Source organism: Chryseobacterium sp. GP-SGM7 (genome assembly GCF_049166575.1).
In the GTDB taxonomy this organism is placed as follows: Bacteria; Bacteroidota; Bacteroidia; order Flavobacteriales; family Weeksellaceae; genus Chryseobacterium.
The window spans coordinates 1,502,164-1,528,656 of the sequence record NZ_JBMHFF010000001.1; the positions used below are offsets into that span (position 1 = coordinate 1,502,164).

20 protein-coding genes are annotated in these 26,493 nt (G+C 35.9%); 8 read left to right on the forward strand and 12 right to left on the reverse strand.

The features are described 5' to 3' along the window. Positions 1 to 58: 58 nt before the first annotated feature. The 6 genes from ACOOWA_RS06650 to ACOOWA_RS06675 form a co-directional block, all read right to left on the reverse strand. Positions 59 to 991, reverse strand: coding sequence for an NADP-dependent oxidoreductase (locus ACOOWA_RS06650; protein ID WP_421374064.1), 933 nt, complete (start codon positions 989 to 991; stop codon positions 59 to 61). Between the two features lie 23 nt (positions 992 to 1,014). Beyond that, positions 1,015 to 1,602, reverse strand: a complete 588-nt coding sequence (locus ACOOWA_RS06655) for a nucleosidase (RefSeq protein WP_421374065.1) — start codon at positions 1,600 to 1,602, stop codon at positions 1,015 to 1,017. Positions 1,603 to 1,614: 12 nt separating this feature from the next. Beyond that, a complete protein-coding gene (locus ACOOWA_RS06660; protein WP_421374067.1) occupies positions 1,615 to 2,316 on the reverse strand; it encodes a DsbA family oxidoreductase in 702 nt (233 codons plus the stop codon). Between the two features lie 35 nt (positions 2,317 to 2,351). Beyond that, a complete protein-coding gene (locus ACOOWA_RS06665) occupies positions 2,352 to 3,533 on the reverse strand; it encodes an MFS transporter (protein WP_421374069.1) in 1,182 nt (393 codons plus the stop codon). 211 nt (positions 3,534 to 3,744) lie between these two features. Continuing rightward, a complete protein-coding gene (locus tag ACOOWA_RS06670; RefSeq protein WP_421374070.1) occupies positions 3,745 to 4,662 on the reverse strand; it encodes a helix-turn-helix domain-containing protein in 918 nt (305 codons plus the stop codon). A gap of 46 nt (positions 4,663 to 4,708) precedes the next feature. Next, positions 4,709 to 5,548 (reverse strand): oxidoreductase, encoded by an 840-nt coding sequence (locus ACOOWA_RS06675; protein WP_421374071.1) that lies wholly within the window; start codon positions 5,546 to 5,548, stop codon positions 4,709 to 4,711. A 253-nt stretch (positions 5,549 to 5,801) separates the two neighbouring features. Between ACOOWA_RS06675 and ACOOWA_RS06680 the strand changes: the two genes are divergently transcribed. From ACOOWA_RS06680 to ACOOWA_RS06690, 3 genes are all read left to right on the forward strand, one after another. Then, entirely contained in the window at positions 5,802 to 6,152 is a 351-nt protein-coding gene (locus ACOOWA_RS06680) for a hypothetical protein (RefSeq protein ID WP_421374072.1), read from the forward strand. Between the two features lie 21 nt (positions 6,153 to 6,173). Beyond that, entirely contained in the window at positions 6,174 to 7,037 is an 864-nt protein-coding gene (locus ACOOWA_RS06685) for a GLPGLI family protein (RefSeq protein WP_421374074.1), read from the forward strand. Positions 7,038 to 7,203: 166 nt separating this feature from the next. Further along, on the forward strand, positions 7,204 to 8,217 hold the full coding sequence (locus ACOOWA_RS06690) for an SDR family NAD(P)-dependent oxidoreductase (RefSeq protein WP_421374075.1): 1,014 nt from the start codon (positions 7,204 to 7,206) through the stop codon (positions 8,215 to 8,217). A 366-nt stretch (positions 8,218 to 8,583) separates the two neighbouring features. Here ACOOWA_RS06690 and ACOOWA_RS06695 read toward each other — a convergent pair whose 3' ends face one another. From ACOOWA_RS06695 to ACOOWA_RS06715, 5 genes are all read right to left on the reverse strand, one after another. Next, on the reverse strand, positions 8,584 to 10,005 hold the full coding sequence (locus ACOOWA_RS06695; protein WP_421374077.1) for a sugar MFS transporter: 1,422 nt from the start codon (positions 10,003 to 10,005) through the stop codon (positions 8,584 to 8,586). A 156-nt stretch (positions 10,006 to 10,161) separates the two neighbouring features. Then, complete coding sequence (locus tag ACOOWA_RS06700) at positions 10,162 to 12,618, reverse strand: glycoside hydrolase family 3 N-terminal domain-containing protein (RefSeq protein ID WP_421374078.1); 2,457 nt, start codon at positions 12,616 to 12,618, stop codon at positions 10,162 to 10,164. A gap of 232 nt (positions 12,619 to 12,850) precedes the next feature. Next, complete coding sequence (locus tag ACOOWA_RS06705) at positions 12,851 to 13,729, reverse strand: alpha/beta hydrolase (protein ID WP_421374079.1); 879 nt, start codon at positions 13,727 to 13,729, stop codon at positions 12,851 to 12,853. A gap of 322 nt (positions 13,730 to 14,051) precedes the next feature. Further along, positions 14,052 to 16,343: a glycoside hydrolase family 3 protein gene (locus ACOOWA_RS06710; RefSeq protein ID WP_421374081.1), complete on the reverse strand. Its 2,292-nt coding sequence runs from the start codon at positions 16,341 to 16,343 to the stop codon at positions 14,052 to 14,054. 11 nt (positions 16,344 to 16,354) lie between these two features. Next, positions 16,355 to 18,613: a TonB-dependent receptor gene (locus ACOOWA_RS06715; protein WP_421374083.1), complete on the reverse strand. Its 2,259-nt coding sequence runs from the start codon at positions 18,611 to 18,613 to the stop codon at positions 16,355 to 16,357. A 482-nt stretch (positions 18,614 to 19,095) separates the two neighbouring features. Here ACOOWA_RS06715 and ACOOWA_RS06720 point away from each other — a divergent pair, with 482 nt between their 5' ends. Beyond that, a complete protein-coding gene (locus ACOOWA_RS06720) occupies positions 19,096 to 19,845 on the forward strand; it encodes an NUDIX hydrolase (RefSeq protein ID WP_421374084.1) in 750 nt (249 codons plus the stop codon). Positions 19,846 to 19,876: 31 nt separating this feature from the next. Here the strand turns inward: ACOOWA_RS06720 and ACOOWA_RS06725 are convergent, their stop codons facing one another. Then, the gene (locus tag ACOOWA_RS06725) at positions 19,877 to 20,506 is read right to left on the reverse strand and encodes a CatA-like O-acetyltransferase (RefSeq protein WP_421374085.1); all 630 of its coding nucleotides are present in this window, start codon (positions 20,504 to 20,506) and stop codon (positions 19,877 to 19,879) included. A gap of 125 nt (positions 20,507 to 20,631) precedes the next feature. On the opposite strand from ACOOWA_RS06725, the gene ACOOWA_RS06730 reads away from it, so the two are divergent. The 4 genes from ACOOWA_RS06730 to ACOOWA_RS06745 all read left to right on the forward strand — a co-directional run bounded on the left by ACOOWA_RS06730 (position 20,632) and on the right by ACOOWA_RS06745 (position 26,433). Beyond that, positions 20,632 to 20,787, forward strand: a complete 156-nt coding sequence (locus ACOOWA_RS06730; protein WP_421374086.1) for a hypothetical protein — start codon at positions 20,632 to 20,634, stop codon at positions 20,785 to 20,787. Between the two features lie 42 nt (positions 20,788 to 20,829). After that, positions 20,830 to 21,852 (forward strand): ligase-associated DNA damage response exonuclease, encoded by a 1,023-nt coding sequence (locus tag ACOOWA_RS06735; RefSeq protein WP_421374087.1) that lies wholly within the window; start codon positions 20,830 to 20,832, stop codon positions 21,850 to 21,852. A 379-nt stretch (positions 21,853 to 22,231) separates the two neighbouring features. Further along, positions 22,232 to 23,812: an ATP-dependent DNA ligase gene (locus tag ACOOWA_RS06740; RefSeq protein ID WP_421374088.1), complete on the forward strand. Its 1,581-nt coding sequence runs from the start codon at positions 22,232 to 22,234 to the stop codon at positions 23,810 to 23,812. A 176-nt stretch (positions 23,813 to 23,988) separates the two neighbouring features. After that, entirely contained in the window at positions 23,989 to 26,433 is a 2,445-nt protein-coding gene (locus tag ACOOWA_RS06745) for a ligase-associated DNA damage response DEXH box helicase (RefSeq protein ID WP_421374089.1), read from the forward strand. Positions 26,434 to 26,493: the final 60 nt, after the last annotated feature.

Sequence of the window (26,493 nt, forward strand, 5' to 3'; positions counted from 1 at the left end):
CTGAAAACTGTTGATTTTAGCATTATTATAGACAGACATTCATAAAAAACAAATAAATTTAAAAATTAATTACAATTTTACCAACGCTTCTTCCTTTTTCCAATTCCTGATGTGCATTTGCCATGTCTTCAAACTTAAAAGTTTTATAAATATAAGGTTTCAAATCTCCTTTTTCTAAAAGCCCGGCCAGTTTTTCCATATCTGTTCCATCAGATTGAACAAGCATTTTAAACCCTTTTGCATTCACCGAAGCTGCTTTTTCTTCTATATCATCATTCAAACCACTTGGAATACTAATAATTGTTCCGCCTTTTTTTAAGACTTTTATGGAATTATCTATATTTTCACCGCCAATTGTGTCCAAAATAAAATCAAATTTTTCATCAGATTTTTCCCAATTATATTTTTTGTAATCGATGTGTTGATCAGCTCCTAAGCTCAGAACAAAATCTCTGTTCTTTTCAGATGAAGTTCCTGTCACGGAGGCACCTAAATATTTTGAAATCTGAACAGCGAAATGCCCAACTCCGCCCGAAGCCGCATGAATTAAAACATTCTGCCCTTCTTTTACTTCACCTTTTTGAATCGCCTGTAAAGCCGTTAAAGCTGCTAAAGTTGTCGCAGCAGCTTCTTCAAAGTTGATATTTTTTGGTTTTAAAGCCAAATGATTTTCGGAAGCAGCTACAAATTCTGAATAAGTTTTTCCATGTCCGGGAAAGTTGATCATTCCGAAAACTTCGTCATTAATTTTAAATTTTGAAGAATTTGTTTCAATAACAATTCCGGAAATATCCCAACCCAAGATCAGAGGATTTTCATCTTTTAATTTTTGAAAAGCTCCTTTACCTGAACGTGTTTTTACATCTATGGGATTGATACTTACAGATTTTACCTGAACTAAAACTTCACCATTTTTAATCGATGATTTTTCGATTTCTTTAAGCTTTAAATTTTCTGTTCCGCCAGAGTTTTCTAAGATAATTGCTTTCATATTTTGATTTTTGGTTGAATTTTTTAAACTTCTGTAAATAATATTTGTTTAAAAGCTTCAGATGCCAAATGAACCTGAACCGACCAATCGTTGGTTGCGTCACTTCCTGCATCATCAGAAATATATTTTAAACACAAAAAAGGAATATTTTCCTGCATTGCAATCAATGCTAAAGAATAAGCTTCCATGTCGATAACATTATATTCTGTATTGATGTGATTCATCTCAAAACTATCTCCTGTTCCGCAAATTCCCTCTGGTAAATTATCCATTTTCAGTCCGTTTTCCAAAATAATTGGAATTCCTGAAAGCGGCGTTTCAAATTTTTTAAAACCCAAACCTTGTGCATCCATATCCCGCTGAATAAATTTCGTACAACAAATTACTCCTCCTTTTGAAAAACCAAAACCTCCTGCTGAACCGAGATTGACAATCAGTTTTGGTTTCTTTTCCTGAATTGATTTTGTAAGCGCAATTGCTGCGTTTACTTTGCCTATTCCTGTTATCAGTTTTCTGGTGTGATCAAAAACTTTTCCGGCCTCATCATCTAAAGCAAAAACAAAAAGTGTTTCTGAAATCGGATATGTTAATTCTTTATTTAAAGTTATCATGAATATATTATGTTAAATTGGACAACCATCTGCATCACACGAAAGATTCTCCTGAGCAGAATTATCTTTAAAAGGAACAACTGTTTCCTCATAAGTTTGAATCAAAGCATTTCGTAAAACTTCGGCGGGTTGAGCTCCTGAAATGCCGTATTTTCCATTCAGAATAAAAAATGGAACACCAGTAATTCCATTGTTTCTTGCTTCTAAAATATCCTGATTAATTTCGTAATCAAATTTCTCTGATTCTAAAGAATTCTTCACTTCTTCAGCATCAATCCCCAAAGAAACTGCTAAAGAAATCAGAGTTTCGATATTGCCAACATTTTTTCCGTCTAAAAAATGAGCTTTGAATAGCACCTCTTCCATTTCTGAAGATTTATTGTACTTTTTTGCCAAATGAAGAAGTTTATGAGCGGTAAAAGTATTGGTAATCAAAGCTTTTTCAAAATTAAAATCAATTCCTGAAGCTTTTCCCATCTGAATCACCTGATTGGTCATTTGTTTCGCCTGCTCTTCTGGAAAACCTTTCTTCTCTCTGAAATATTCAGCCGTAGTTTTTGTTTCAGACGAATCTAAAGTCGGATCAAGCTGAAAGCTCTTCCACTCTACTTTTATTTCATGTTTGAACGGCAAATTTCCCAATGCCTCTTCAAAATTTTTTTTCCCGATGTAACAAAACGGACACATTACATCTGACCAGATTTCTATTTTCATTTTATTTTTTACTTTTATTTAAAGGTATTTTTATTTTAGGCATTCACTTTTCTCGCAAATAAAACATGCGTAACCAAAGCCAGCAATCCCATCGTAATTCCCACAAAGCAGACGCCTTCCCACTGTGCATATTGCCATGCAACAGAAGCAGTATAAGTTCCCAATGAACCTCCGATAAAATAGGACACCATATAAACTGTATTTAATCGGTTTACTGCAGTAGTTTTTAATAGAAAATAATTGGTTTGATTCATTATGTGACTCGATTGCACTCCTAAATCAACGAGAATGACACCTGTAATCAGCCCCCAATAAGTATTTCCTGCAAAATAGGTAAATCCCCAACTTCCAATGAGAATTAAAAGAGCATATAAAATAATTCGGTTGATGCTCATTCTATTCTGCAAACTTCCAACTTTTGCTGCCGCTAAAGCTCCCACTGCACCTGCCAAACCAAAACTTCCTACTACGGAAGCTCCGACTTCAAAAGGGGGTCTTTCCATGTGAAAAACTAATGTTGTAAATAATGCACACATCGATCCGAATGCCATTGCTCCGCGAAAGGATGCCAATTGTAAAACAGGCTGTGTTTTTGCGAGACTCCAGACGGAATTCATTAGTTCAAAATAAGTTCCTTTGAAGTTGTGTTTCATTTCGGGAAGCATTTTGTAGACGAAAACCCATACTAAAAGCATTAATCCTGCTGCAATTCCGAACATTGATCTCCAACCCCACATTTCACCGACGATTCCACCGATAAAACGGGACAGTAAAATTCCCAGTAATAATCCTGAAACTACTAATCCGATATTGGCTGCCTTCTCCTTTTCGGAAGATAATTCTGCAGCAATCGGTACAAATAACTGAGGAATTACAGATGTTGTTCCGATGAGTAAACTTGCTGCATACAACATCCAAAGTTCTGTAGCGAAAGTCATCCATAAAAGGGCTAAAAAAACTAAAATTAAATCAATTAAAATCAGTCTTTTTCTAAAAAATTTATCACCCAAAGGAACAATCAACAATAGTCCAAAAGCATAACCAATCTGTGTTAAAACTGAGATTTTTCCTGCTGCACTTTCGGTAACATTCAAATCTTTTGAAATTAAACCTAATAAAGGCTGATTATAATAATTGTTGGCAACAACGAGACCTGAAATGATTGACATTGACCAAATTACCGTTCTGGAAATAGTTGATTGAGTAGAATTGAGCATGAAAATGTAAGTTTGAACAATTTCTCTGATGAAAAAACTTAGGTAAAGATAGTCATTAACACAGTATTTTTCAGATAATAAAAATAAATAAAATTAATATCAGGATTTAGATAATCTCTCAAAAATATATTTTGGAATCGTGAAAATTCGCAAGAAAATAATTTTAAAAGTCTGATTAAAATATCGTTTTTGAAAGCGAGCTTATAAATATTTAATTAAAAGATTTTCTGAATTCCAAAGGCGAAATATCTGTTTTAGCTTTAAATAACTTGCTGAAAGATTGTGAATGCTCAAACCCTAATTCATAAGCTATTTCACTTACAGAAAGTTCAGTTGTAGACAGTTTTTCTTTGGCTTTTTCAATCAATTTTCCGTGAATATGTTGCTGTGTAGTTTGTCCGGTGAGAGATTTTAATAAACTGCTTAGATAATTGGTGGAAACATTCAATTGTTCAGCAATTAATTGAGCAGTCGGAAGTCCGTTGTTAATTATATTTTCATTGGTGAAATATTCTTCCAGAAAAACTTCAAGCTTATCTAAAATCTGATGATTGGTTTTCTTTCTCGTAATAAACTGCCGTTGATAAAACCGTTCACAGTAATTGAGAATAACTTCAATTTGTGAAATGATTATATTTTGGGTAAACTGATCGATTCCGGATTGATATTCTTTTTCAATTCCTTTAAATAGTCCGATTAAAGTTTCTTCTTCTTTTTCAGAAAGAAACAATGCTTCGTTTACATCATAACCGAAAAATTTATAATTGTGAATAGTCTTTGCTAAAGGCGTGTTCCAAATAAAATCGGGGTGAAATGCCAAAAGAAATCCGGAAGGTTTCTTATCATATTTCTCGATAATCATTTTTACAAGCTGTCTCGGTGCAATAAAACAAAGCAGACCACCATCGAAATCATACTGACTTTGACCGTAGTGCAATTTCCCCTGCAAATCTCTTTTGAAACCGATGAAGTACAAATCCTGAATCCAACTAATTTCCGATTCTTCAATCTGATATTCTACCAAACTGTAATCGACAAGGCTGATTAACGGATGTTGCGGTTGCGGCAATCCCGAAATTTTGTGAAGTTCAGATACCGTATCGATGCTGTATAATTTTCTGTTCGCCATAATTTTGGAAATAAGGCAACAGCAAGAAACTGTTGCCTATACAAATTTAATAATCTGTTGAAACACTCAAAGTTTTAAAATCTGAAATCTCATTTTGAAGTGCATTTAATTTATTTCCTGCAATTTGAAATGCATCAGAACCTAAAACTAAATGAACCGGTGGATTTTCCATTTCTGCTAATTCTATCATTGCTAAAGCAGCTTTTTCAGGATCTCCCGGCTGATTTCCATTGATTTCCTGTTCGTGGGCAATTTGAAGCTTTCTTGCTGTTGTGTAATCAGAAATTTCGTTTTCAGGAGTTCGAAGAGAGCCTCCGGTAAGGAAATCTGTTCTAAAATATCCAGGAAAAACAACCGTCGTATTGATACCAAATTCTTTTACTTCCGCAGCTAAAGCTTCTGTGAATCCTACAACAGCAAATTTAGTTGAGCAATACACTCCCCAACCTGCGAATTCACCCGTAAGACCGCCAATTGAGGCAATATTAATGATCGATCCCCTTTTCTGAGCTCTCAAATGGGGCATTACTTTTCTGATAACATTCAAAGAACCGAAAACATTGGTATCGAAATTTTTACGGCTTTCTTCGTCGGTTAATTCTTCTAAAGTTCCTAATTGTCCGTAACCTGCGTTGTTCACAATCACATCGATTTTACCGAAATAGTCTACCGTTTTTTGGATCGCTTCACCAACATTTTTTTCATTAATTAAATCCATTTCCAAAGGAAGAAAAGATTCGCTTTCAGAATTTACAGCAGTTTTTAGTTCAGACAAATTTCTTGACGTTGCGGCTACAGAGTATCCTTCATTCAATAATCTTCTTACTAAAGTTAAACCTAAACCTTTTGACGCTCCGGTCACGAACCATACTTTTTTTGTGTCCATTTTTAAATAATTTTAATTGATTAATTTTTACAGTACAAAGTTGGAAAATCGTGATAAGAAGAATGTGACCAGATCAAAGATTGTTGTAGCCAAAAATAAGATAAAGTATTTCTGATATTTTGTTGTTTCATATACCAATTTTAAAATTATCACGACAATTATAGTTAAAGTATCTTTATAATTCTTAAAGAAATATTAAACTTTACACAGCGTTGAGATTTATCTGTATTTTCGTTTCATTAAAATTAAATAGATGAAAAAATTATTTACAGTCTCAGGCATTTTTATGCTCTTCTTATTTTCTCAAAATGCAGCAGCTCAGGAAAAACAAACTGAAGAAAAAATAGGCTATAAGGGTGATCAAATAAAAAGAAATTTAAAAGAAGACACAGTTACTCTGAATGGAAATGTAATGATTAAAACAAAAAATTTCATTGTAAACAACGCAGACAAAGCATTAGTTGATGAAAAAAATCATACGATCACTATTTATAATCCGAAAGATTTCAAGCTAATATCAGCAAAAACATTGTCTAAAGCCAACGGAAATAGTAAAAATATTTTGGTCTATGATTCTAAAGAAGAAAGTATTACTTTTCAATAATTAAAATACAAATCAATTTATATGAAAATTAATTTGTCCATTTTATTATTTCTGATTACAGGATTCTGCCTAGCTCAGTCTAATCAGTTTATCTATGAATACAAATTTAAAATTGATTCTTTAAACCGCGATCAATCTGATTCTGAAAACATGGTTTTGCAGACTACACCGAAAGGTTCTAAATTTTACAGTCAGGTAAAACAGGAATATGATTCTATGATGACCGCAACATTTAAAAATGCAAAAGCAACACAGCAGACTCATTTTGATTTTACAAATCTTAAGCAGTCGAAAGTAAGTACAGAAGTTATAAAAACATATCCGGATTATAAAAGAACATTAAAAAGGAGTATCAGTTCAAATCGACTTTTGATTATCAATGATCAAAAACTAAACTGGAAAATCAGTAAAGAAAAATCTAAAGTTTTGGGTTATGATGTTCAAAAAGCAACCACCACTTTTCACGGAAGAACTTGGAATGTATGGTTTGCTCCTGAAATTCCCATTCAGGATGGTCCACACGAATTATGCGGTCTTCCCGGCTTAATTGTTAAGGCTGAAGATTCTAAAGGTGATCATCAATTCATGCTCATCGGAACAAAAAAAGTAGTAGTTGATTCTGATGAAATTCTGAACAAGAAAAACAGAGAAATTGCTGTAACTGAAGATAAGTTTAAAAAGCTTTGGGCAGATTACAAGAAAGATCCGGCAAAAGATATGCGTCAGATTTCAGCCTCATCCGATATTTCAGCTCCGGTATCCGTATCAATGACTATTGACGGAAAAAAGTATTCTCAGGATGATATGTTAAAACTTGTTGAAAAAGAAAGAAGAGAAGAACTGCAGAAAAAAAACAACTTTCTGGAACTCGACTTATATAAATAGAACCTTCAATTTAAATATTATTTCAAATCGAACACGAACAATTTTTGTCCGTGTTTTTTTATTTATGACAATTTCACTTAAAATTAATCCTTCAAAATTCTTATTTGGTGTAAAAATAGATAGCTAATTAATAACATTGAGTCTTAAATATATAAAATATCATCATATGAAATCACGAAACAGTTTAGAAAAAAGAAGCCTTCGAGGTAAAACCGTCGTAATTACAGGTGGAAGCAGCGGTGTAGGAAGAGCTGCGGTTGAAGCTTTTGCTTTTGAAGGCTGCAATATCGTTATTGCAGCAAGAGGTCAGGAAGCTTTAGATGAAACTTTAAAAATCTGCAATGATCTCGGTGTAAATGCCATTGCTGTTTCTACCGATGTTTCCAAAGCTGAAGATGTAGATAATTTGCTTAAAGCTGCGGTAAATGAATTTGGCAGAATCGATATATGGGTAAATAATGCAGGAGTAATGGCAAGCGGAAAATTTGAAGAAATCCCAATGGATCTTCATGAGCAGGTTATCAAAACCAATCTTTTCGGATATATGCATGGTGCATATTCTGTTTTACCTTTATTTAAAGAACAAAATGAAGGGATTTTGATTAATAATATTTCTATCGGCGGATTTATGCCCGCTCCGTACAGTGCGGTTTATTCTTCCACAAAATTCGGAATTCGTGGAATGATGGAATGTCTACATGGTGAAATTTCAGATTATGCAGACATTTACATAGCCAATTTATATCCACAAATTCAGCGTTCAACAGGGAATTCTCATTCTGCAAAATTTTCAGGATTAGATTTTAAAATTCCGCCATTTGCATCAGATCCGAGAGATACTGCTCAGAAAATAGTACAGTTGGCAAAAGAACCGCAAAAAGATCTTTTCCCGGATGTGAGATCAAGAGTTTTAGTAAATCTTTACGAAATGTTTCCAAAAGTAATCATTAATACTGCTTCTGCCGGAATGCGATTGATGATGAAATTAAAGAATGGTGAGCCAACTTCAGGTAACGTTCTTGAACCCTCTTCAGAGCCACATCAGATTTATGGTGAAACCATTCTTCCTGTTCCCGGAAAGAAAACTAAAGTAGCTTTGATTACCGGACTTGGATTAGGGTTAGCTTTAATGATCTTAAAATCCAGAAAATCTGAAAAAGAAATTTATTCGGAAGATTAAGAACAACGCCTTTGTTTACCTTTAAAAAAAACTTTTTGATTTAAATTCTTTGTTTTCCCTTTGCGATAAAAATAAACGCAAGGTTAAACAAAAGAAACTCAAAAACTATGCTGAAATAAAGTAAAACAAGGGCGCTTCGCTTATCAAAGAAATACAAGTTTTTGATTTTCAGTTTGTTTAATATTTTCCCAACAACAGGTTAATACTTATTTATTGACAGGTTTGCTTTAAAATGATCATTAATAAAAGGAAAATTTCTTGATTCTGACGAGTTGATGATTCTTTGGTATTCAACTTTAATGATGCAATTTTCAAACAAAAAACCTGCTCAACAGCAGGTTTTTCACATATATAAAATTAAAAATCTTAATGTCCCGATTTTGCATCAGCATCCTGTTTTACATGACTCAGATATTTAGTACAATACGCACCAAAAACTAAAATAACAACATAACAGAACACAGGGATGATAAACGAATTCTGTACTCCAAAATTATCTGCCAAATAACCCTGGAAAATAGGTACAATCGCACCACCCAAAATTGCCATTACTACCAATGAAGAACCCTGGCTCGTATATTTTCCTAATCCTGAAATTGCCAGTGTATAAATATTAGAGAACATAATCGAGTTGAAAATTCCAATTCCTAAAATGCTGTACATTGCCATTTCACCTTGATTCAGCATCGCTGAAATCAATAACAGAACGTTGATTCCTGCAAAAATAGATAAGGTTCTTGCCGGAGCAGATTTACCGATGAAGAAGGCAACGAAATTTAAAGCAATAAAAACCAAAAAGAAAGAGATTTGTGAGAACGAAAGATCAACAATACTGAAAATTACCAAGAACACAGCGATTGCCGCTCCCAACATATACAAAGCTTTTTTGGTCTGACTGATCGAATGATTCAGAGAAATTGCTCCTAAGAAACGCCCAATCATTGCACCGCCCCAATAAAGAGATAGATAATTTTTACTCACAACTTCACTAAGATTCATAATCTGAGGCTGCTCCAGAAAGCTGATGATAAAACTTCCTACAGCCACTTCCCCACCTACATAACAGAACATCGCAAAAACCCCGAACTTCAGATGAGTAAACCTGAAAGCACCGAAACCTTTTTCGATTTCTTCCTCCGCCGTTTGAAATGACGGAAGTTTCACTCGTGAAATTAATAAAGCAACCAATAATAAAATACCTGCAAATATTAAATAAGGAATTCTTGTTGCCACTGCAGAGAATGAACCATCATCGGCTGAGAAAAATTCGAAAATTAAATGTCCGCCCAAAACCGGTGCAATCGTTGTTCCGAAAGCGTTGAAAGCCTGCGTCATATTCAGTCGGCTCGATGCAGAATCTTCTGAACCTAAAAGCGATACGTAAGCATTTGCAGTGATTTGAAGAACTGTAAATCCTAATCCGAGAACGAATAAAGCGCCTAAAAATAATCCGTAAGAAGAAAAAGTTGCCGCCGGATAGAACAAAATACATCCAAAAGCAGCCAGGAAAATCCCAAAGAGAATTCCTTTCTTGTACCCTACTTTGTTAATGGGATCTCCGCTCGACGTAGAAACTAAAAAATAAATAAGCGAACCAATAAAATAAGCTCCAAAGAAACAGAACTGCACCAGCATCGATTCGAAAAAAGTAAGTTGGAAAAGCTGTTTCAGATATGGAATAAGGATGTCATTCATACAGGTAATAAATCCCCACATAAAAAATAAAAGTGTAATAGTAATCAAAGGAATTGTATAATTCCTTTTAGATTGTACTTCATTTTTGATCATATACATTAAATTTTAAAAGAGGCTAAAGATAGCCTCTTTTGTTGATATTATCTTAATTTGAGACAATGAATTTTGTTTCTCGCAGATATAGCAAATTTTGCAGATTTTTATTTTATAAATCTGCTCTATCTGCAGAATCTGCGAGAGATTATTATTTTAAGGTTTTAAATCTGTAAACTTCTCATCTGCAGGAAGAATGTGCGGTACTTTTTCAACCACCAATTCTTTAGCTAAAGAAAATTCAGTTGTTTGTTTAATGTCAAGAGAAGATGCTCCAACAGAAATTTTATAAGTTCCGGCTTCTGCAACCCAAGCAGATTTTGCCGTTTCGAATGATGCTAAATCTTTTGGATTTAAAGTTAAAATAATTGTTTGAGATTCTCCAGGTTTTAAATCTTTGGTTTTGGCGTAGGCTTTCAACTCAGATTTTGGTTTGTCGATGGATTGATTCGGAGCAGAAAGATACAATTCTACCACTTCTTTTCCGGCTACTTTTCCTGTATTTTTAACTTCAACGGTAACTTCTAATTGATTATTAAAAGTTTTAGAATTGGTTTTGATATTTAAATACGCAAAATCCGTATAAGATTTTCCATACCCGAATTCATACGAAGGTTTCATCCCAAAAGTACTGAAATAACGGTATCCGACATACACACCTTCCTGATAAGTAACATCTTTCGGATTATCCGCAGGAACTCCCGGGAAATTCTTCGCCGAAGCGTGGTCTACGTAATTCACAGGGAATGTCATCGTCAGTTTTCCGGAAGGGTTTACCTTTCCGGAAACCACATCTGCAACGGAATGTCCGCCTTCCTGACCAGGTTGCCACGCTAATAAAATCGCATCCACTTTATCTTTCCAGGAAGCGGTTTCAATTACGCCACCGATATTTAAAATAACAACTACTTTTTTCCCTTTTGCGTGGAAATTTTTTGATATTTTATCCAACATTTCGATTTCTTCTGTTGCGAGATTGAAATCATTATCAACTACTCTATCGCCGCCTTCACCGGAATTCCTTCCCAAAGTCACGAAAGCAATTTCAGAAGTTTCTGCTTTTTTAGCATAGAAAGCATCGTCTAATTTCATTTCAGCCAATCTTTCCGGTAAAGCTAAAATTCCTCTTTTCTTTCTGTTTTCTTTTTCGGCAGCGGCTTCTTTTTCTGCGTGAGGTTTGTACAAATCAACCAATTCCTTGTCTAATTTATAACCTGCTGCAGTTAAACCTTCCAACAAAGAAACCGTGTGTTTATTGTTCACACTTCCACTTCCTGTTCCGCCCGTAATCCACGCGTAAGATGTCACTCCGAATAAGGAAACTTCTTTCTGTTTGTTGGCAAAAGGTAAAGCATTATTTTCATTTTTAAGCAAAACCATTCCTTCTGTTGCCGCGCTTCTTGTAACTGCTGCATGTTCCGTTAAGTTTGGTTTGTCGCTGTATTTGTATTGTGCAAAAGTGGGTGTTTTGAAAATGTATTCTAAAATTCTTTTTACATTAAGATTCGCCACTTTCTGAGATAATTTCCCTGAATCCAATGCGGCTAACAATACTTTTTTCTGCGCCGGAATTCCCGGCATCAAAAGGTCGTTTCCTGCATTCATCTGTTTTACGACATCAGAAATTCCGCCGTCTCTGATGGATTCAAATCCTGGAAAACCTCCGAACCAGTCGGTCATTACAATTCCTTTGAAACCCCATTCGTTTCTCAAAACCTGAGTTAATAAATCTTTAGAATCTGAAGTATAAACGCCGTTTACTTTGTTGTAAGAAGACATTACCGTCCAAGGCTGAGATTCTTTAACCGTAATTTCAAAATTTCTCAGATACAATTCTCTCATTGCTCTTTCGGAAACGTGCGCATTAATCGTCAAACGGTTGGATTCTTCATTATTCGCAGCAAAATGTTTGATAGAAGTTCCTACACCTTGAGACTGAATTCCATTAACAATCGCAGCGGCTGTTTTTCCTGAAATTAAAGGGTCTTCAGAATAATATTCAAAGTTTCTTCCATTCAGTGGATTTCTTTGAATGTTTAAAGCTGGCGCTAAAAGGACATCTACGCCATATTCTTTCACTTCATTTCCCATTGCTTTTCCAACCTGTTCCAAAAGCGTTTTGTTCCAGGTCGAAGCTAAAGCAGTTCCCACCGGAAAAGCCGTCGCATAATAGGTTTTAGAATCGTTTTCTCTTATTGGTGCGATTCTCAAACCTGCAGGACCATCCGCAACAACAGTCGCAGGAATCCCGAATCTGTCAAAACTGGCTGTTCCTCCAGCCGCGCCGGGAACCAAACCTTGCTTTGAATCTCCGACAGGCCCTGTCAGAACTTCAATTCCGGGCATTCCTGTTCCGATGAGCAAATCCACTTTTTCGGTGTTCGTCATTTGCTTGATAATCGCTTCTATTCTTTTGTCAACCGACAATCTCGTATCTTCCCAAACATCCAGTTTCCCATTTTTGTTGAGGTCTTTAAAAGTTTTTCCGCCAACGGTTACAGTTAGTTGAGTTTGAGCTTTGGCAAAAGTCGTTGTCGCCAATAAAGCTACGAACATCCCTGCATATTTTGCTTTCTGAGAAAATCCAAGTAATGTAGATATATTCTTCTTCATAATTAATTTTTGATATTATAATGTTCTTTTTAACCACAAAAGGCACAAAAGTTTTTTTACATAATAGTCACATTAGTTTTAAGTTTTAAAAACTTTGAAAATAACAGAGCACATTAGTTTTGAAAATCAAAGTTTTTCGGGCTTCTTTAATGAACTTTAAAAAGTTTGATTTTCATCTTTATAATGCAAATACTTTTGTGACTTTTGTGGTTAATATTTTGAGTTTAAATGTTTATAAAAACTTATGGAATCTCAGCCAATCCAAATAAACATCAGACCATTTGTCAACGGGCAAATTTTGTTTTCCCATTCCGAAACCGTGACCTCCTTTTTCGTAAAGGTGCAGTTCGGTTGGCTGTCCTGCTTCAAGCCATTTACTGTACAATAAAACTGATTTTGGAGCGAGTTTCAATTGGTCGTCACTTGCTGCACAGATGAATAATGGAAGCGAATATTTTGGGATTTCTGTATCTAAAATTTCCTGACTTGGTCCGCCATAAATCGAAGCGGCGAAATTCGGAATCGTTGAAGCATCTTTGCTGTGGAGAACGCTTTCCAGAATGACACTTGCTCCTGCTGAAAATCCTATAACACCGAGTTTTTCAGGATTGATTTTTAATTCTTTTGAATGGGTTCTGATGTAGTTGATCGCCGTTTTAATGTCATCACCTGCCATTACTTTAATCGGCGCAGTCTTCGCATCGAAAGCTTTTCTGTCTTTGATGTTTTCCATCATTTCTTTTGCAGGATCGTTGGATTTTGTTTCTAACAATCTGTATTTTAAAACCACTGCTGCAATTCCGTTTTCTGCTAATTTTTTAGCAAAATCAATTCCTTCCCGGTTGATGGATAAACTTTGAAAACCACCTCCGGGAGCGATAACCACAACTGTTCCGTTGGCTTTTGACTTATCGGCCTCAAAAACCAAAATTGACGGTTGTGATACATTAAATACAACTTCGGTTTTAAATAATTCGTTGAATTGCTGTGCTTCTTTTTGCATCCAGTTTTCTGTTCCCGGTGCTTTTCCTTGGTATAAAGGAATTGATTTTTGTGCATTGATTTCGTTTAAACCAAAAAGAAATATGCTTGCTATGATTAATTTTTTCATTTTTTTCTAATTTTTTAAAGTTTAGTTTGTCATTCCGTAGGAATCTCGAGTTAGATTCCACGCTACACTTCGTTTCGCTCTGAATGACAAAAATTTCGCTGATTTTATTCTCAATATTGACAGCGAATCTCACGCAGCCCGACTTGAGCGGAAATCCTTTTTTGCTTGTACTAAATTTCTATTTAATCTGAAACCGTCCTGCAAAAAAGATTGGGAGCGGAAGGCGGAAATAGCTGCCCAAAATAACTGAGATTAAAAAATGAGACCGAACAAAAATACCCGGTCTCAAGACATCAATTATTTTTATTCTTTATGATGAATCTTATTGATGATATTTCTGAGTTCGAGCATCTTTAATCACACCCGACCAGTTCATTCCATATCCGAAATCGTAGTTGTGACCTTCGGAATCTTTGTGCGTTTCCATATCGTATGGTATGTCTTCTTTTTGTTTTTCAACAGTATTCATATTTGCAGGCATCTGAAGCGGAAGTAATCCTGAAGGTTCGTATTTTCCTGTGATAATATCCACAACTGCCTGATTTGAAACATTGAAATTCATCAGAATTGCGTCTGCATGTTTTTCAAATTCGTTGAAAACCATTGGCTTTGAAGCCGTAATCGAAACAATCACTGGTTTTCCGTTCATTGCTTTGTACGCATTTTCTATCGCCAGCAAATCTGTGAAGTTGGTGGCCGTAGAAGTTTTGTTCTTGAAGGTTCTGTCATGAACATTGGGTGCCACAACCGGGTCGCCTGCTGCAATACTTTTTTCACGGGCTTCAGTCGCCGTGTAGGTTTTATACTGAAGAGAAATCGGAACATAACCGTTTCCGCCTTCTTTTGCATCGATGTCGCTGTAACCCCCTTCTTCACTATGCGGACTTTTCACGAAAACCAAAGCAAAATCGGCTTTTGAAGGGTCTTCGGTTACGTCAAAATGCTTCTTCACTTTTTCGATATCCACAGGATATTCTAAAGACGGAGCCGTGTAAATTCCCCACCAGTTGAAAGTCGCCGGAGAATATCTCTTCGGAATGTAAACCGTTTTCCTTTCTTTGATTGGAAGAATATTCGCTTTGTTTTTCAGCATCACAATAGATTTTACCTGAGCTTCATAGCCTGCTTTCATAAATTCAGGATTACCAACGATTTTCTTGGTTTCTTCTATGTTGACGTAAGGATTTTCAAACAATCCTGTTCTGAAGAAATTTCTCAGCAATCGAACGGCTGACTGCTCGAATTTTGCTCGATATGCTTTTTCACCGTATTCTTTCACGCCCATTTTATACGCTTCTAAAACCGGACCTTTGTCGTTGTTTCCACCGAACTGGTCAACACCAGCTTCCAAAACTTTGTAATGACGTTCTGCGATTGATAATTTTTCTGCACCCCAAGGTTTTCCGGCAAATCCTCCCGGAGATTTTGGTTCGTCTGCCGTGATTAACCAGTCGGTACAAACTACGCCGTCGTATTTATATTTTCCGCGAAGTAAATCGGTGATAAGATATTTGCTGTAACCGTTTCCAACATTTTCTCCGTTTTTGGTATCCTGATTAAAACTAATCGTGTAATATGGCATTACTGCAGCAGCTTCTTTTGTCCCGCCTTTCAACTTAAATGCTCCTTCCGTAAAAGGTTTTACGTGGTTATGAAAATTATTTCCCGGATAAACCGCATATTTTCCCATCGCCCAGTGACCGTCGCGACCGCCTTCTTCAGGTCCGCCTCCCGGCCAGTGTTTTACCATTGCGTTCACACTTTTGTTTCCCCACCCGTTTTTATTTTCAATTGTGGTCTGGAAACCGTCGATATAACCTCTTGCCATATCTGCCGTCAATTCCGGACTTTCAGAAAAAACATAAGCGATTCTGTACCAACGAGGTTCTGTTCCTAAGTCGATTTGAGGCGATAAGGCCGTAGAAATTCCTAATGCTCTGTATTCTTGAGCGGCAATATTTCCGAATTTTTTCACCAATTCAGGGTCGAAAGTTGCGCCCATTGCCAAACCATCCGGCCAAAGAGAAATCTGTCCGCCTGCTCCTTCATTAAATTCTGCCGTTACGGTTGCGGAATGTCTCGGGTCTGTGCTGTTGTTGGCTGGAATTCCCAATCCTAATCCTTCAATATAAGCCTGAATATTGTTGCTCCATTGCGCTGCAATTACAGGTGATTCAACTGTAGTTACGAGAACGTGACGAAGATTGTCTTCCTTAAGAAATTTCTTTTGCTGGTCTGTTAAATCAGAAGCTTTTGCGCCACTTTCTTTGTAGAATAATCCGTTGTATTTTCCTGCTCTGAAGCCATCTGCGGGAGCGGGAACCGATTGGTGACCGCTGTATAACATCAATCCTGCAATCTGCTCAACTGACATTTTTGAAGCTAAATCTTTTGCTCTTTCATCCACCGGAAGTCTCCAGTCTTCGTATTTATCGAGCGTACCGTTTCGGTTTAAATCTTTGAATTTATTCCCGCCAATCGTCAGGATTTTCACACCTGAATCTGCAGAATATCCTAAAACCGGACCTTTGGAATTGGTTACGGTCTGAATGTTTTGTGCAAACGCTGTTATTCCTAAAAATAATGCGGCAATATTTAAAACTGATTTTTTCATTATTTTAAATTTTAGAAGTTAAAGCTTACAGAAAACTGACCTGTTAACGGCATAATGTACGTTCCGGTCAACAGTTTTCCGTAGTATGGACTTGCGTCGGTAATCAGTTCGGCACCGTTGATCGTTCCGCTCGCTCCTCTTTGATTTAAGAAATTGATAACCGTTGCGCCAACATTGATATTTTTGTTAACCGTATAATTCACACCTCCGAAAGTTTCCCATCTTGGAGCGAAATATAATGCGTTGGTCAAATTCGCATATTGTTTTGAGAAATATCTGAAACTTGCCCAGAATCTCAATTTTCCCGTTGTATAACTCGGGTCGATTTCCATCAAAGTTTTTGCAACGCCCAATACATTATTATCACTGTAATTGTAAGCGGTTCCAAAGGCATCAAAATTAAATTTCTTATAAACCGGATTCTGTAAAGTAATCAAATAGTGAAGGTTAAATCCTTTGAAAGGTTTTACAACAAAATCGGTTGTCCAACCAATCGTTTCGATGTCATAATACACCGTCACGTTTTGTGATTGCGTAGTATTTGCCGGGTTTACAAGGTTATATCTGTTAAGATTGTTATTCTTTTTAAGATATGTTGCCTGAGAAATCAATTGGATATAATCGGTATTCCAGAAAATTCCGAAAGCACCTAACGGACTTTTGATTTTCTTAGTATTTGGGTCGAAAGCCTGAGAATAACTTTCTAACCTTCTGTTTTCCTCTGTGTAAAGCAAATTGGCGATGACACCGAAGTTTTTATTGATGTTATAGGTCGCATTCAAACTTCCTCCAATCTGATAGAAACTTTTATTAATTTGATTGAATTGACCTGGGTCTGTAAAATTAAAACCGACCGTTCTCGGCGTCATAGAAAATTCACCGTCAAGAATGTGATTTTTTAAATGTAAACCGTAGCTCAAATTCAAATCTTCAGAAACTCTCCATTCATCTGTTGCGTAAACGGATAGTTTATTTTCTGTCCCGCTGTGGTATTCTCCACCGGCATTATAATTGTAAAAACCATCAGAATCTGTGTTGGGACCAATCAACCTCTGAGGTTGCGCTCCTACAGTCTGGAAGAAGAAAGAACGGTTTGAAGTGAATTTATCAATATTATAAAATTGTTCTAAAACGCCGACCGTCGCATTGTGATTTCCAATTTGTTTGTTTAAAGAAAAACGTCCTGCAATATTGGTAATTGGCGTTTCCGGCGTGTGCATTGCCAATTGTGTTCCAACGGGACCTGAATAAGCCTGACCGTTTGAAGCCAAAGTATAGCCAGCCGAAGAATCTGCATTGAAAATACTTAAAGGAATACTGTTTGCCATTTTTACTTTTGAGAAATGCGCTCTTGTGGAGAATTTGAAATTCCAGCCATTATTCAATAAATAATTCCCCAAAATATCGATGTTGTGAGCACTTGACCTGTTGTCGTTTCCTGCAAGGTTTGCGAAATAGGTCTGTCCGGAAAGAATGTCTTTAAACTTCATATTTCCGTCATTTACTACGTAAGAATCTCTACCGATTTTGAAGTTATCAAGCTCCGTTACTTTTCCATTTTCGCCATATTGGAAAACGGCATAGTTTCCAACGTTGTAAGAATCTGAATATTTGTATAAAATGGATATTTTACCTTTATCATCACTAAAATATTTGCTAACACCCGCTCTGAAAATCTTGGTTTCATCGGCATTTCTGGCAAAACCTAACTTGAAAGTACTTGGGTCGTAGTTTGCGAAAGCACCAACAGTGTACGTCCAGCCATTTTTAGAAATCGGTCCCGAAACATTTGCGTCACCTTGTAGCCAACCGAAAGTACTTGTGGTGAATTTACCTTTAACTTTCAAATCTTTCGTTCCTGTTTGAGAATAAGAATTGACCGCAAAACCAAGGTCACCCATTGTGTTTGCCAATTGGTCCATTTTCAAAAGTCCGGTTTTTTCCAAACCTACACTTTGTCTCCAGGTTTTGTTTGGAAGCTCCGGCCAGAAAAAGTAAACGGCTGGAAGATCATTTTCGAGAATCGTGATTCCTCCAACTGTCGACGGCAAACCGATATTCACATCTCTCGGACTGGTGTTGTTGGCTGCATTCAGCATTACGTTTCTGTTGTTATCTTCTTTGGATGTAACCGTTTTTACGCCTTCCTGAGTTTTAACTGCATTTAATGCATTTTTTACAGCAAGGGTATCCGTCTTTTCCTGTCCAAATACTGTGGTGAAGGAAAGCATCAAACCAAGGGCTGATAATTTCAAAGTCGATTTTCTCATGTTTTTTTATATAGTTTTTCTGTTGTTATAAGACATAATTTATCCTGCAGCTGAACTTTTTTAGCTGTTACTTTTAGGTTTTTTTTAAATTAAATTTGAAAGAGATAAATTTTAAAAACTTTAATTTTTAAGTAAACAATCAGCTTTTAAAAATTTTTCTTAAATATTAATCAGATGTTAAAAATGAATTAATACATCCATGACTATTTTGTTCTTCAATGCTTCATTATGAATCATTACAAGTCTACATTAAAAATATAAAATGAACAAAAAAATGTTAATAAAATTTAATTTTAGATATAAATAATTGATATTTAATTATTTATATGTTACTAAAAAAGCTAAAAACCATTGATTCCAATAGAAACAATGATAAAAATCATTACACAAATCTCCCAAAATCGGTGTCAAATCATGAAATTTAGCAAAACACTTAAATTTTAATGTTAAATTTGTCTTATTAAGAATTTCTTATTATCAGTATGAATCCACAAAAGCAATTTCTAAAAAAGTCCGAAGAGGCTAAAGATTTATTTATTCCGCATTTATCAACCGATCCCGTTGTTTTTGGGTTTGATCAGAGTGAGCTTAAAGTATTACTCCTTCAAATGACTTATCGTAAACAATGGCTTTTACCAGGTGGATATGTAAAGAAAGATGAAGATTTGGATGCTGCTGCTGAAAGAGTGTTGAGAGAAAGAGCCGGAATTTCGGATGTCTATTTGGAGGAATTTGCGGTTTTTGGTAAGAAAAACAGAAGTGAATTTTACTTTGAAGATTTTGATGACTCTTTATGGCATAAACAGAGATTTATTTCTATCGGATATTATGCTCTGTACAATCCTGATAATGCTAATCTTATTATCGATGAATTTAGTGAAAAATGCGAATGGATTTATCTAAGCCAGCTATCGGAAATTGAATTGGCGATGGATCACCGAGAAATTATTGAAAAAGCTTTGCTTACCTTACGAGAAAAAATTTCACATAAACCCATCGGTTATAATCTTCTTCCAGAAAAGTTTACACTCTCGGAACTGCAGAAATTATATGAAGCAATTTTAGGAAAAGAGCTTAACCGAGGAAATTTTTACAGGAAAATAAAAAATCTGGGAATTCTTAAAAAATTAGACGAACAAAGACGTGGTGGTGCTCACAAATCACCCGATCTTTATACTTTTGATGAAGAAAACTACGCCAAAGCTTTGGAAAATGGCTTAACAAGTTGGTAGACGAAAACATCCTGAATTCAGGATGTTTTTTTTAGGGTAAATTCAGTTGTTTTTGAAATTCTGAAATATATTTTGCCAGATGAATTCCGTCTGCCAAACCGTGATGCGCTTCAATGGAAACAGGAAGATATTTTCGTCCTTCACGAATATTAAATTTCCCGAATGCTATTTTTGGAATACATTCTTTGGGATCAAAGTTTGTGGGATGCAGAATTGTTGTAAATGAATTCCAGGGAATTGTGGTGTGCCTTATATGATTAATCGGCAGAGCATCATTGCTTATTCCCAAACCCGTCGAATTCTGAACAATCCTGACCTGATTTTGCAATTCTTTATTAAAATTTTCAAAATTTTCCGAATACTGAAAAAAAGAAAATCCAAACGTCCCGTCTTCTCTTCCGATCGTACTTCCTACATGTACTTCATCAAATAAAATAATCTTATCATCAACTATTCTCAGTTTCAGTTCATCAACAGTATTTATTGCAACCATCGATTTGTAAAGATAATGAGCAAAGAAAGAATGTCCGTTTTCTTTTGCATTTTCATAAGCTTCCGTACAATCTACCTCAGTTGTGAATCCGAAATAAGGGCTTTTCATTTTAGAGAAAAATTCAAAATGCTCCTTTCTGTTCCAGCTTTCAATATCTATTATCCTCATTAATTTAATTTTTGCAAACTTCCGTAAGATTTATTGATTTTAAAAATGAAAAAACAAAACTTTGAAAATATTTTGATTTTTGGGAATTATTCTCATTATGCACATCCAATTATAGGATTATGAATATGAAACTACAGACAAAGGTTCAGATCATTAAGCCAAAAATTAGAACAATGATTGTCACTGTGAAAATAGAGAATATTTTAAAAGAAAAAGGGTTTAAAAATATCGACAATGTCGAAGTCTGGAGCGATTTGCAGAAAAGCTTAAACTTAAAATAAATTGGTCAGCTTTTTGAATATTCAAAAGAAACCTAAAATCTTTTGAAACTCATCACATTTACAAATAAAGGCATTTATTGTCCGCAAGGGAAATTTTATATTGATCCTTGGCGACCGGTTGATTTAGCGGTCATTACTCACGGACACGCCGACCATGCTCGTTGGGGAATGAAAAAATACCTTTGTCATCATTTTACCAAACCAATTTTAAAGAAAAGAATTGCAGAAGATATCGAATGTCAGACTTTGCAGTATGGCGAAGTTTTAGATATTAATGGTGTTAAACTTTCTATGCATCCTGCCGGTCATATTATCGGTTCAGCGCAAATACGTTTGGAATATAAAGGATACGTGAGCGTGATTTCAGGAGATTATAAAGTTCAGGATGATGGCTTGAGTACCCCTTTTGAATTGGTGAGATGCAATGAATTTGTCACAGAAAGTACGTTTGGACTTCCCATCTACAATTGGCTGGAAGTAGATGATTTAAATAAAAAAATGCAGAGCTGGGTTTTAAGAAATCAGGAAAATCAAAAAACGTCTGTGTTTATCGGTTATTCTTTGGGGAAAGCTCAAAGAGTAATGAAAGCTGTGGAAGGAATGGGGAAAATCCACGTGCACTACTCTATCGGCAAGCTCAATCAGGCTTTTGAAGAAGTCGGAATTGTGCTTCCCGATTACGAAACTCCAGATTTTAGGGAAAATATCAAACACGTTGCGGGCGACATTGTAATTGTTCCGCCAGCTTTATTGGATTCTAATGTGATTAAAAAGATTCCGGATGCAGCAACAGCAATTTGCTCAGGCTGGATGCAGGTTCGCGGTGCAAGACGATGGCGAAGTATGGATGCCGGTTTCCCGATGAGCGATCACGCCGATTGGAAAGGTCTTTTACAGGCTGTAAAAGCTACAGAAGCCGAAATCGTTCACGTTACACACGGACAAACTGAAGTATTTTCGAAATATTTAAACGAAATCGGGATTGAATCTGATGTTGTGGAAACGCTTTACGGTGACGATGATGACGAAGTAGTTGAAAAAGAAATCGTGAAAGATAAGGATTGACCTTGAAAATCAGTGTTGAAAAATCAACCGTGTCAAGTTGACATGATTTAGTAAGAGTTTAGTAAAAGTGTAGTAAGAAAACAACGTTTATAATATCAATAATTTTTAAAGTTCTGCAGGAACTACAACTTTGTAGCACAAGTTAATAATCTTGTAAGAAGCTCCGTAGGAGCGATACCTTTGTAAAATTTATACATCGAATTGCATGCAGCCCGACTTGAACGGAGCTCTTTTGTGAGGAGTTACACTGAACAAAAAGCGGGAGCGGAAGAAATAGATGAGGAAAAGCAAAGGTTTTTATCAAAATCCACGAACGAAGTTCAAAGCTGCCCAAACCTAACAAAGTGGTTCGACGCAGTCAAATTAAAATAAATTAGAAATGAAAAATTTCGCAGAACTCATCAACGCTTTAGAAAGCACCAACAAAACGAATGCTAAAATCGATGCCATTATCGATTATCTTGAGCGTGCCCCGGATGATGATAAGTTGTGGTTTATCGCCCTGTTTACAGGGAAAAGACCGAAGCGGAATGTGAATACCAATTATATGAAAGAATGGGCGTTGGAGATTACAAAACTTCCTTTTTGGCTGTTTCAGGAAAGTTATTCTTCTGTTGGCGATTTGGGTGAAACGATTTCGCTGATTCTTCCGCCACCAACTGAGAAGATTGAGAAAACTTTGTCGGAATGGATGAACGAAATTATCAGTTTAAAATCAAAAACTGATGCAGAAAAGAAAGAATTTGTTTTGAATTCCTGGAACGGTCTGGATTATACTGAACGATTGATTTTCAATAAATTATTAGGTGGAAGTTTCAGAATTGGGGTTTCTTCCAAGACTTTGATTAATTCTCTGACCAAGTTTTCCGGTCAGGAAGCGAGTACATTAATGCACAGTTTAATGGGAAAATGGCAACCTGACGAAGTGAGTTTTAAAGAATTAATTTCAGCTGAAAATATTAATCCTGATAATTCAAAACCATATCCTTTCTGCCTGGCTTATCCGCTGGAAAAAGATTTAGAAGAACTGGGAACACCGGACGAATGGCAGGTTGAGTATAAATGGGATGGCATTCGTGGACAAATTATCAGACGAAACGATGAAGTTTTTATCTGGTCACGAGGTGAAGAACTGGTTTCTGACCAATTTCCGGAAATTGTGGAAGTTATTGAATCGATGAAAGGAAATTTTGTTTTGGATGGAGAAATACTTGCGGTAAAAGAGGATCAGGTTTTAAATTTTAATGAATTACAAAAACGCCTGAATAGAAAAACTTTAACTAAAAAAATGCTTTCCGAAATTCCGATTGAGGTTTTTGCCTATGATTTATTAGAATTGGAAGGGAATGATTTGCGTGAAAAACCAATCTTCGCAAGACGGGCAATGTTGGAGGAATTATTATTAAATGAAAATCCGGAAAAAATAAAGCTTTCTCAGGTCATCCAGTTTGAAAAGTGGGAAGATTTAGATCCAATCAGAGAAAATTCGAGAGACATCAACAGTGAAGGTTTAATGTTGAAACAGAAGAGTTCACATTATCATTCCGGACGAAAAAAAGGTGATTGGTGGAAATGGAAAATCAATCCGTTAACAATTGATGCCGTTCTTATTTACGCCCAAAAAGGAAGCGGAAGACGAAGCGCTTATTACACCGATTATAGTTTTGCCGTTAAAAGCGGTGATAAATTGGTCACCATTGCCAAAGCCTACTCCGGTTTAACCGATAAAGAAATTATGGAAGTCAGCAAATTCGTGAACAAAAATGCTATTGAGAAATTCGGTCCGGTTCGAACGGTAAAACCTGAACTTGTTTTTGAAATTGCGTTCGAAGGAATTGGTTTTAGTAACCGTCACAAAAGCGGTGTTGCATTGCGTTTCCCAAGGATTTTAAGATGGCGAAAAGATAAAACTGTGAATGAGATTGATGATATTGAAGAGATAAAGAAATTGATACAGTAAATATTTAGCCACAAAAGGCACAAAAGCTTTTAGTGTTGTTATTAATGAATATGAGAAGTTCAAAAAAGGTTTTGCAAATATTAAGGAATGTTTACCGGCATTTTTTTGTGCTTTAATCAGAAATTATCAAAACTTCACTTCTATGACTTTTGTGGTAAAAAATTTTTAGTAAATAAATGAGCAATTACGAAAATACAGAAGGCTACAAAATCATTCAGAACTGGATGACTGAAAAAGGCAATTCTCCATTCAAATTTCAGGTCGATACTTGGCAGAAATTTGGGAATGGATATAGTGGAATGGTTGTAGCACCAACTGGTTTTGGGAAAACTTTCTCTGTATTTTTAGCTTTGATTTCAGATTTTCTGACGAATCCTGACAAGTTCAAAAAAGGCTTAAAAATGATTTGGATAACGCCTCTTCGTTCGCTTTCCAAAGATATTGCCAAAGCGATGCAGGAAGCAATTGATGAAATTGGTTTAGATTGGGAAGTTGGTGTCAGAAATGGTGATACCGACCCGAAAGTCCGTCAGCAACAGGTAAAAAATATGCCGGAAATTCTGGTTGTAACGCCGGAAAGTTTACATCTTCTTTTAGGTCAAAAAAATAACCTGAGGTTTTTTAATAATATGCATTGCGTTGCGGTGGATGAATGGCACGAATTGTTAGGTTCAAAACGTGGTGTGATGGTAGAATTGGGAATTTCTCAACTCGTTTATTATGTTCCTAAAATTAAAATTTGGGGAATTACTGCAACCATTGGAAATCTTGAGGAAGCGATGGATGTTTTGATTCCTTATGACGTCAAAAAAACAAAAATAACAGCCAAAGAACAGAAAAAAATTGATATTCTTTCAGTCTTTCCCGACGAAGTTGAACTGTTACCTTGGGCGGGACATCTTGGACAAAAATTGGCTGATAAAGTCGTTCCGATAATTTTAGAATCTAAATCCACAATTGTTTTTACAAATACGAGAAGTCAGAGCGAAATGTGGTATCAGCTTTTGCTGAATGCATATCCCGATTTTGCCGGGCAAATCGCCATTCATCACAGTTCAATTGATGCGCATTTGAGAATTTGGATTGAAGAAAATTTAAGTAATGGGAAACTAAAAGCGGTGGTTTCAACATCATCTTTAGATTTAGGAATAGATTTTAAACCTGTTGATACCGTTATTCAGATTGGTTCTGCAAAAGGTGTTGCGAGATTTTTACAACGAGCAGGACGAAGTGGACACTCCCCTTTTGAGACATCGAAAATCTTCTGTGTTCCCACACATTCTTTAGAATTAATTGAGGTTTCTGCGCTGAAAGAAGCGGTAAAACAAAAAGTGATTGAACCTCGTGAGCCGCAAGTTTTATGCTTTGATGTTTTGGTGCAATTTCTGATGACTTTGGCAGTTGGCGACGGATTTTTTCCTGAAAAATTATATCCCAGAATCAAACAGATTTTCGCTTTTCAGGAGATGACTGAAGAAGAATGGAAAAGCATGATCGACTTTTTGACAATTGGAGGAAGCGTTCTGAAAAGCTATGAAGAATTTCATAAAATCGTGGTAATGGAAGACGGTTTGCATAAGGTCATCTCCCGAAAAATAGCCATGCTTCACCGGATGAATATGGGGGTGATCGTAAGCGATGCAATGCTGAAAGTGAAATTTATTTCCGGTGGATATATCGGGATGGTGGAAGAATATTTTATTTCAAAACTCAAAAAAGAAGACAAATTTATTTTGGCAGGAAGAGTTTTGGAAGTTGCCATGATAAAGGATATGACGGTTTTTGTTCGAGCTTCAAAAGGTAAAGCATTTGCGCCAAGTTATTTGGGTGGAAGATTGCCATTGAGCTCCAATCTTGGTCATTTTTTAAGAGAAAAATTATCGGGAGCTTTAAATCCGAAAGCTTCAGAAAAAGAATTGAGGTTTTTGCACCCACTTTTAGCCAATCAGGAAGAGCGGTCGCATATTCCGAGGGAAGATGAATTTTTGGTGGAATTAATCAAAAACCGGGAAGGTTATCATTTGTTTATGTATCCTTTTGAAGGCCGTTTAGTACACGAAGTAATGTCGGCTTTGATTGCCTTCCGAATTTCAAAACTAGCTCCGATTTCGTTTTCAATGGCGATGAATGACTATGGTTTTGAATTGTTTAGTGACAAAGAAATTCCTTTAAATGAAGAAAATTTACACAAAATACTATCCCGGGAAAATCTGATGAATGATGTGATTTCGAGTATCAATTCTGCTGAAATGGCGAGGAGAAAATTCCGTGATATTGCGGTGATTTCCGGAATGGTGATTCAGAATTATGCAGGAAAACAACGTTCCAATAAATCTTTGCAAAGTTCTGCAGGTCTGATTTTTAAAGTATTGGAGGATTATGACCCGAATCATTTTTTAGTACGACAAGCTTACACCGAAGTTTTTAATGCACAATTGCAGGAGCAACGTTTGGTGGAAGCTTTTAAAAGAATCGAAAAATCAAAAATAATTCTAAAATTTGCGAATACTTTTACGCCTTTGAGTTTCCCTATAAAAGTTGATAGTTTACGACAAACGCTTTCCAGTGAAGGTTTGGATGCAAGAATTCAAAAATTGATTCAACAATCGAAGAGAAAATAAGTAATTTGTTTGTAGTTTAGTAGTCTTTGTCGTTCCGGAGGTATCTCAAAGTCTAGATTC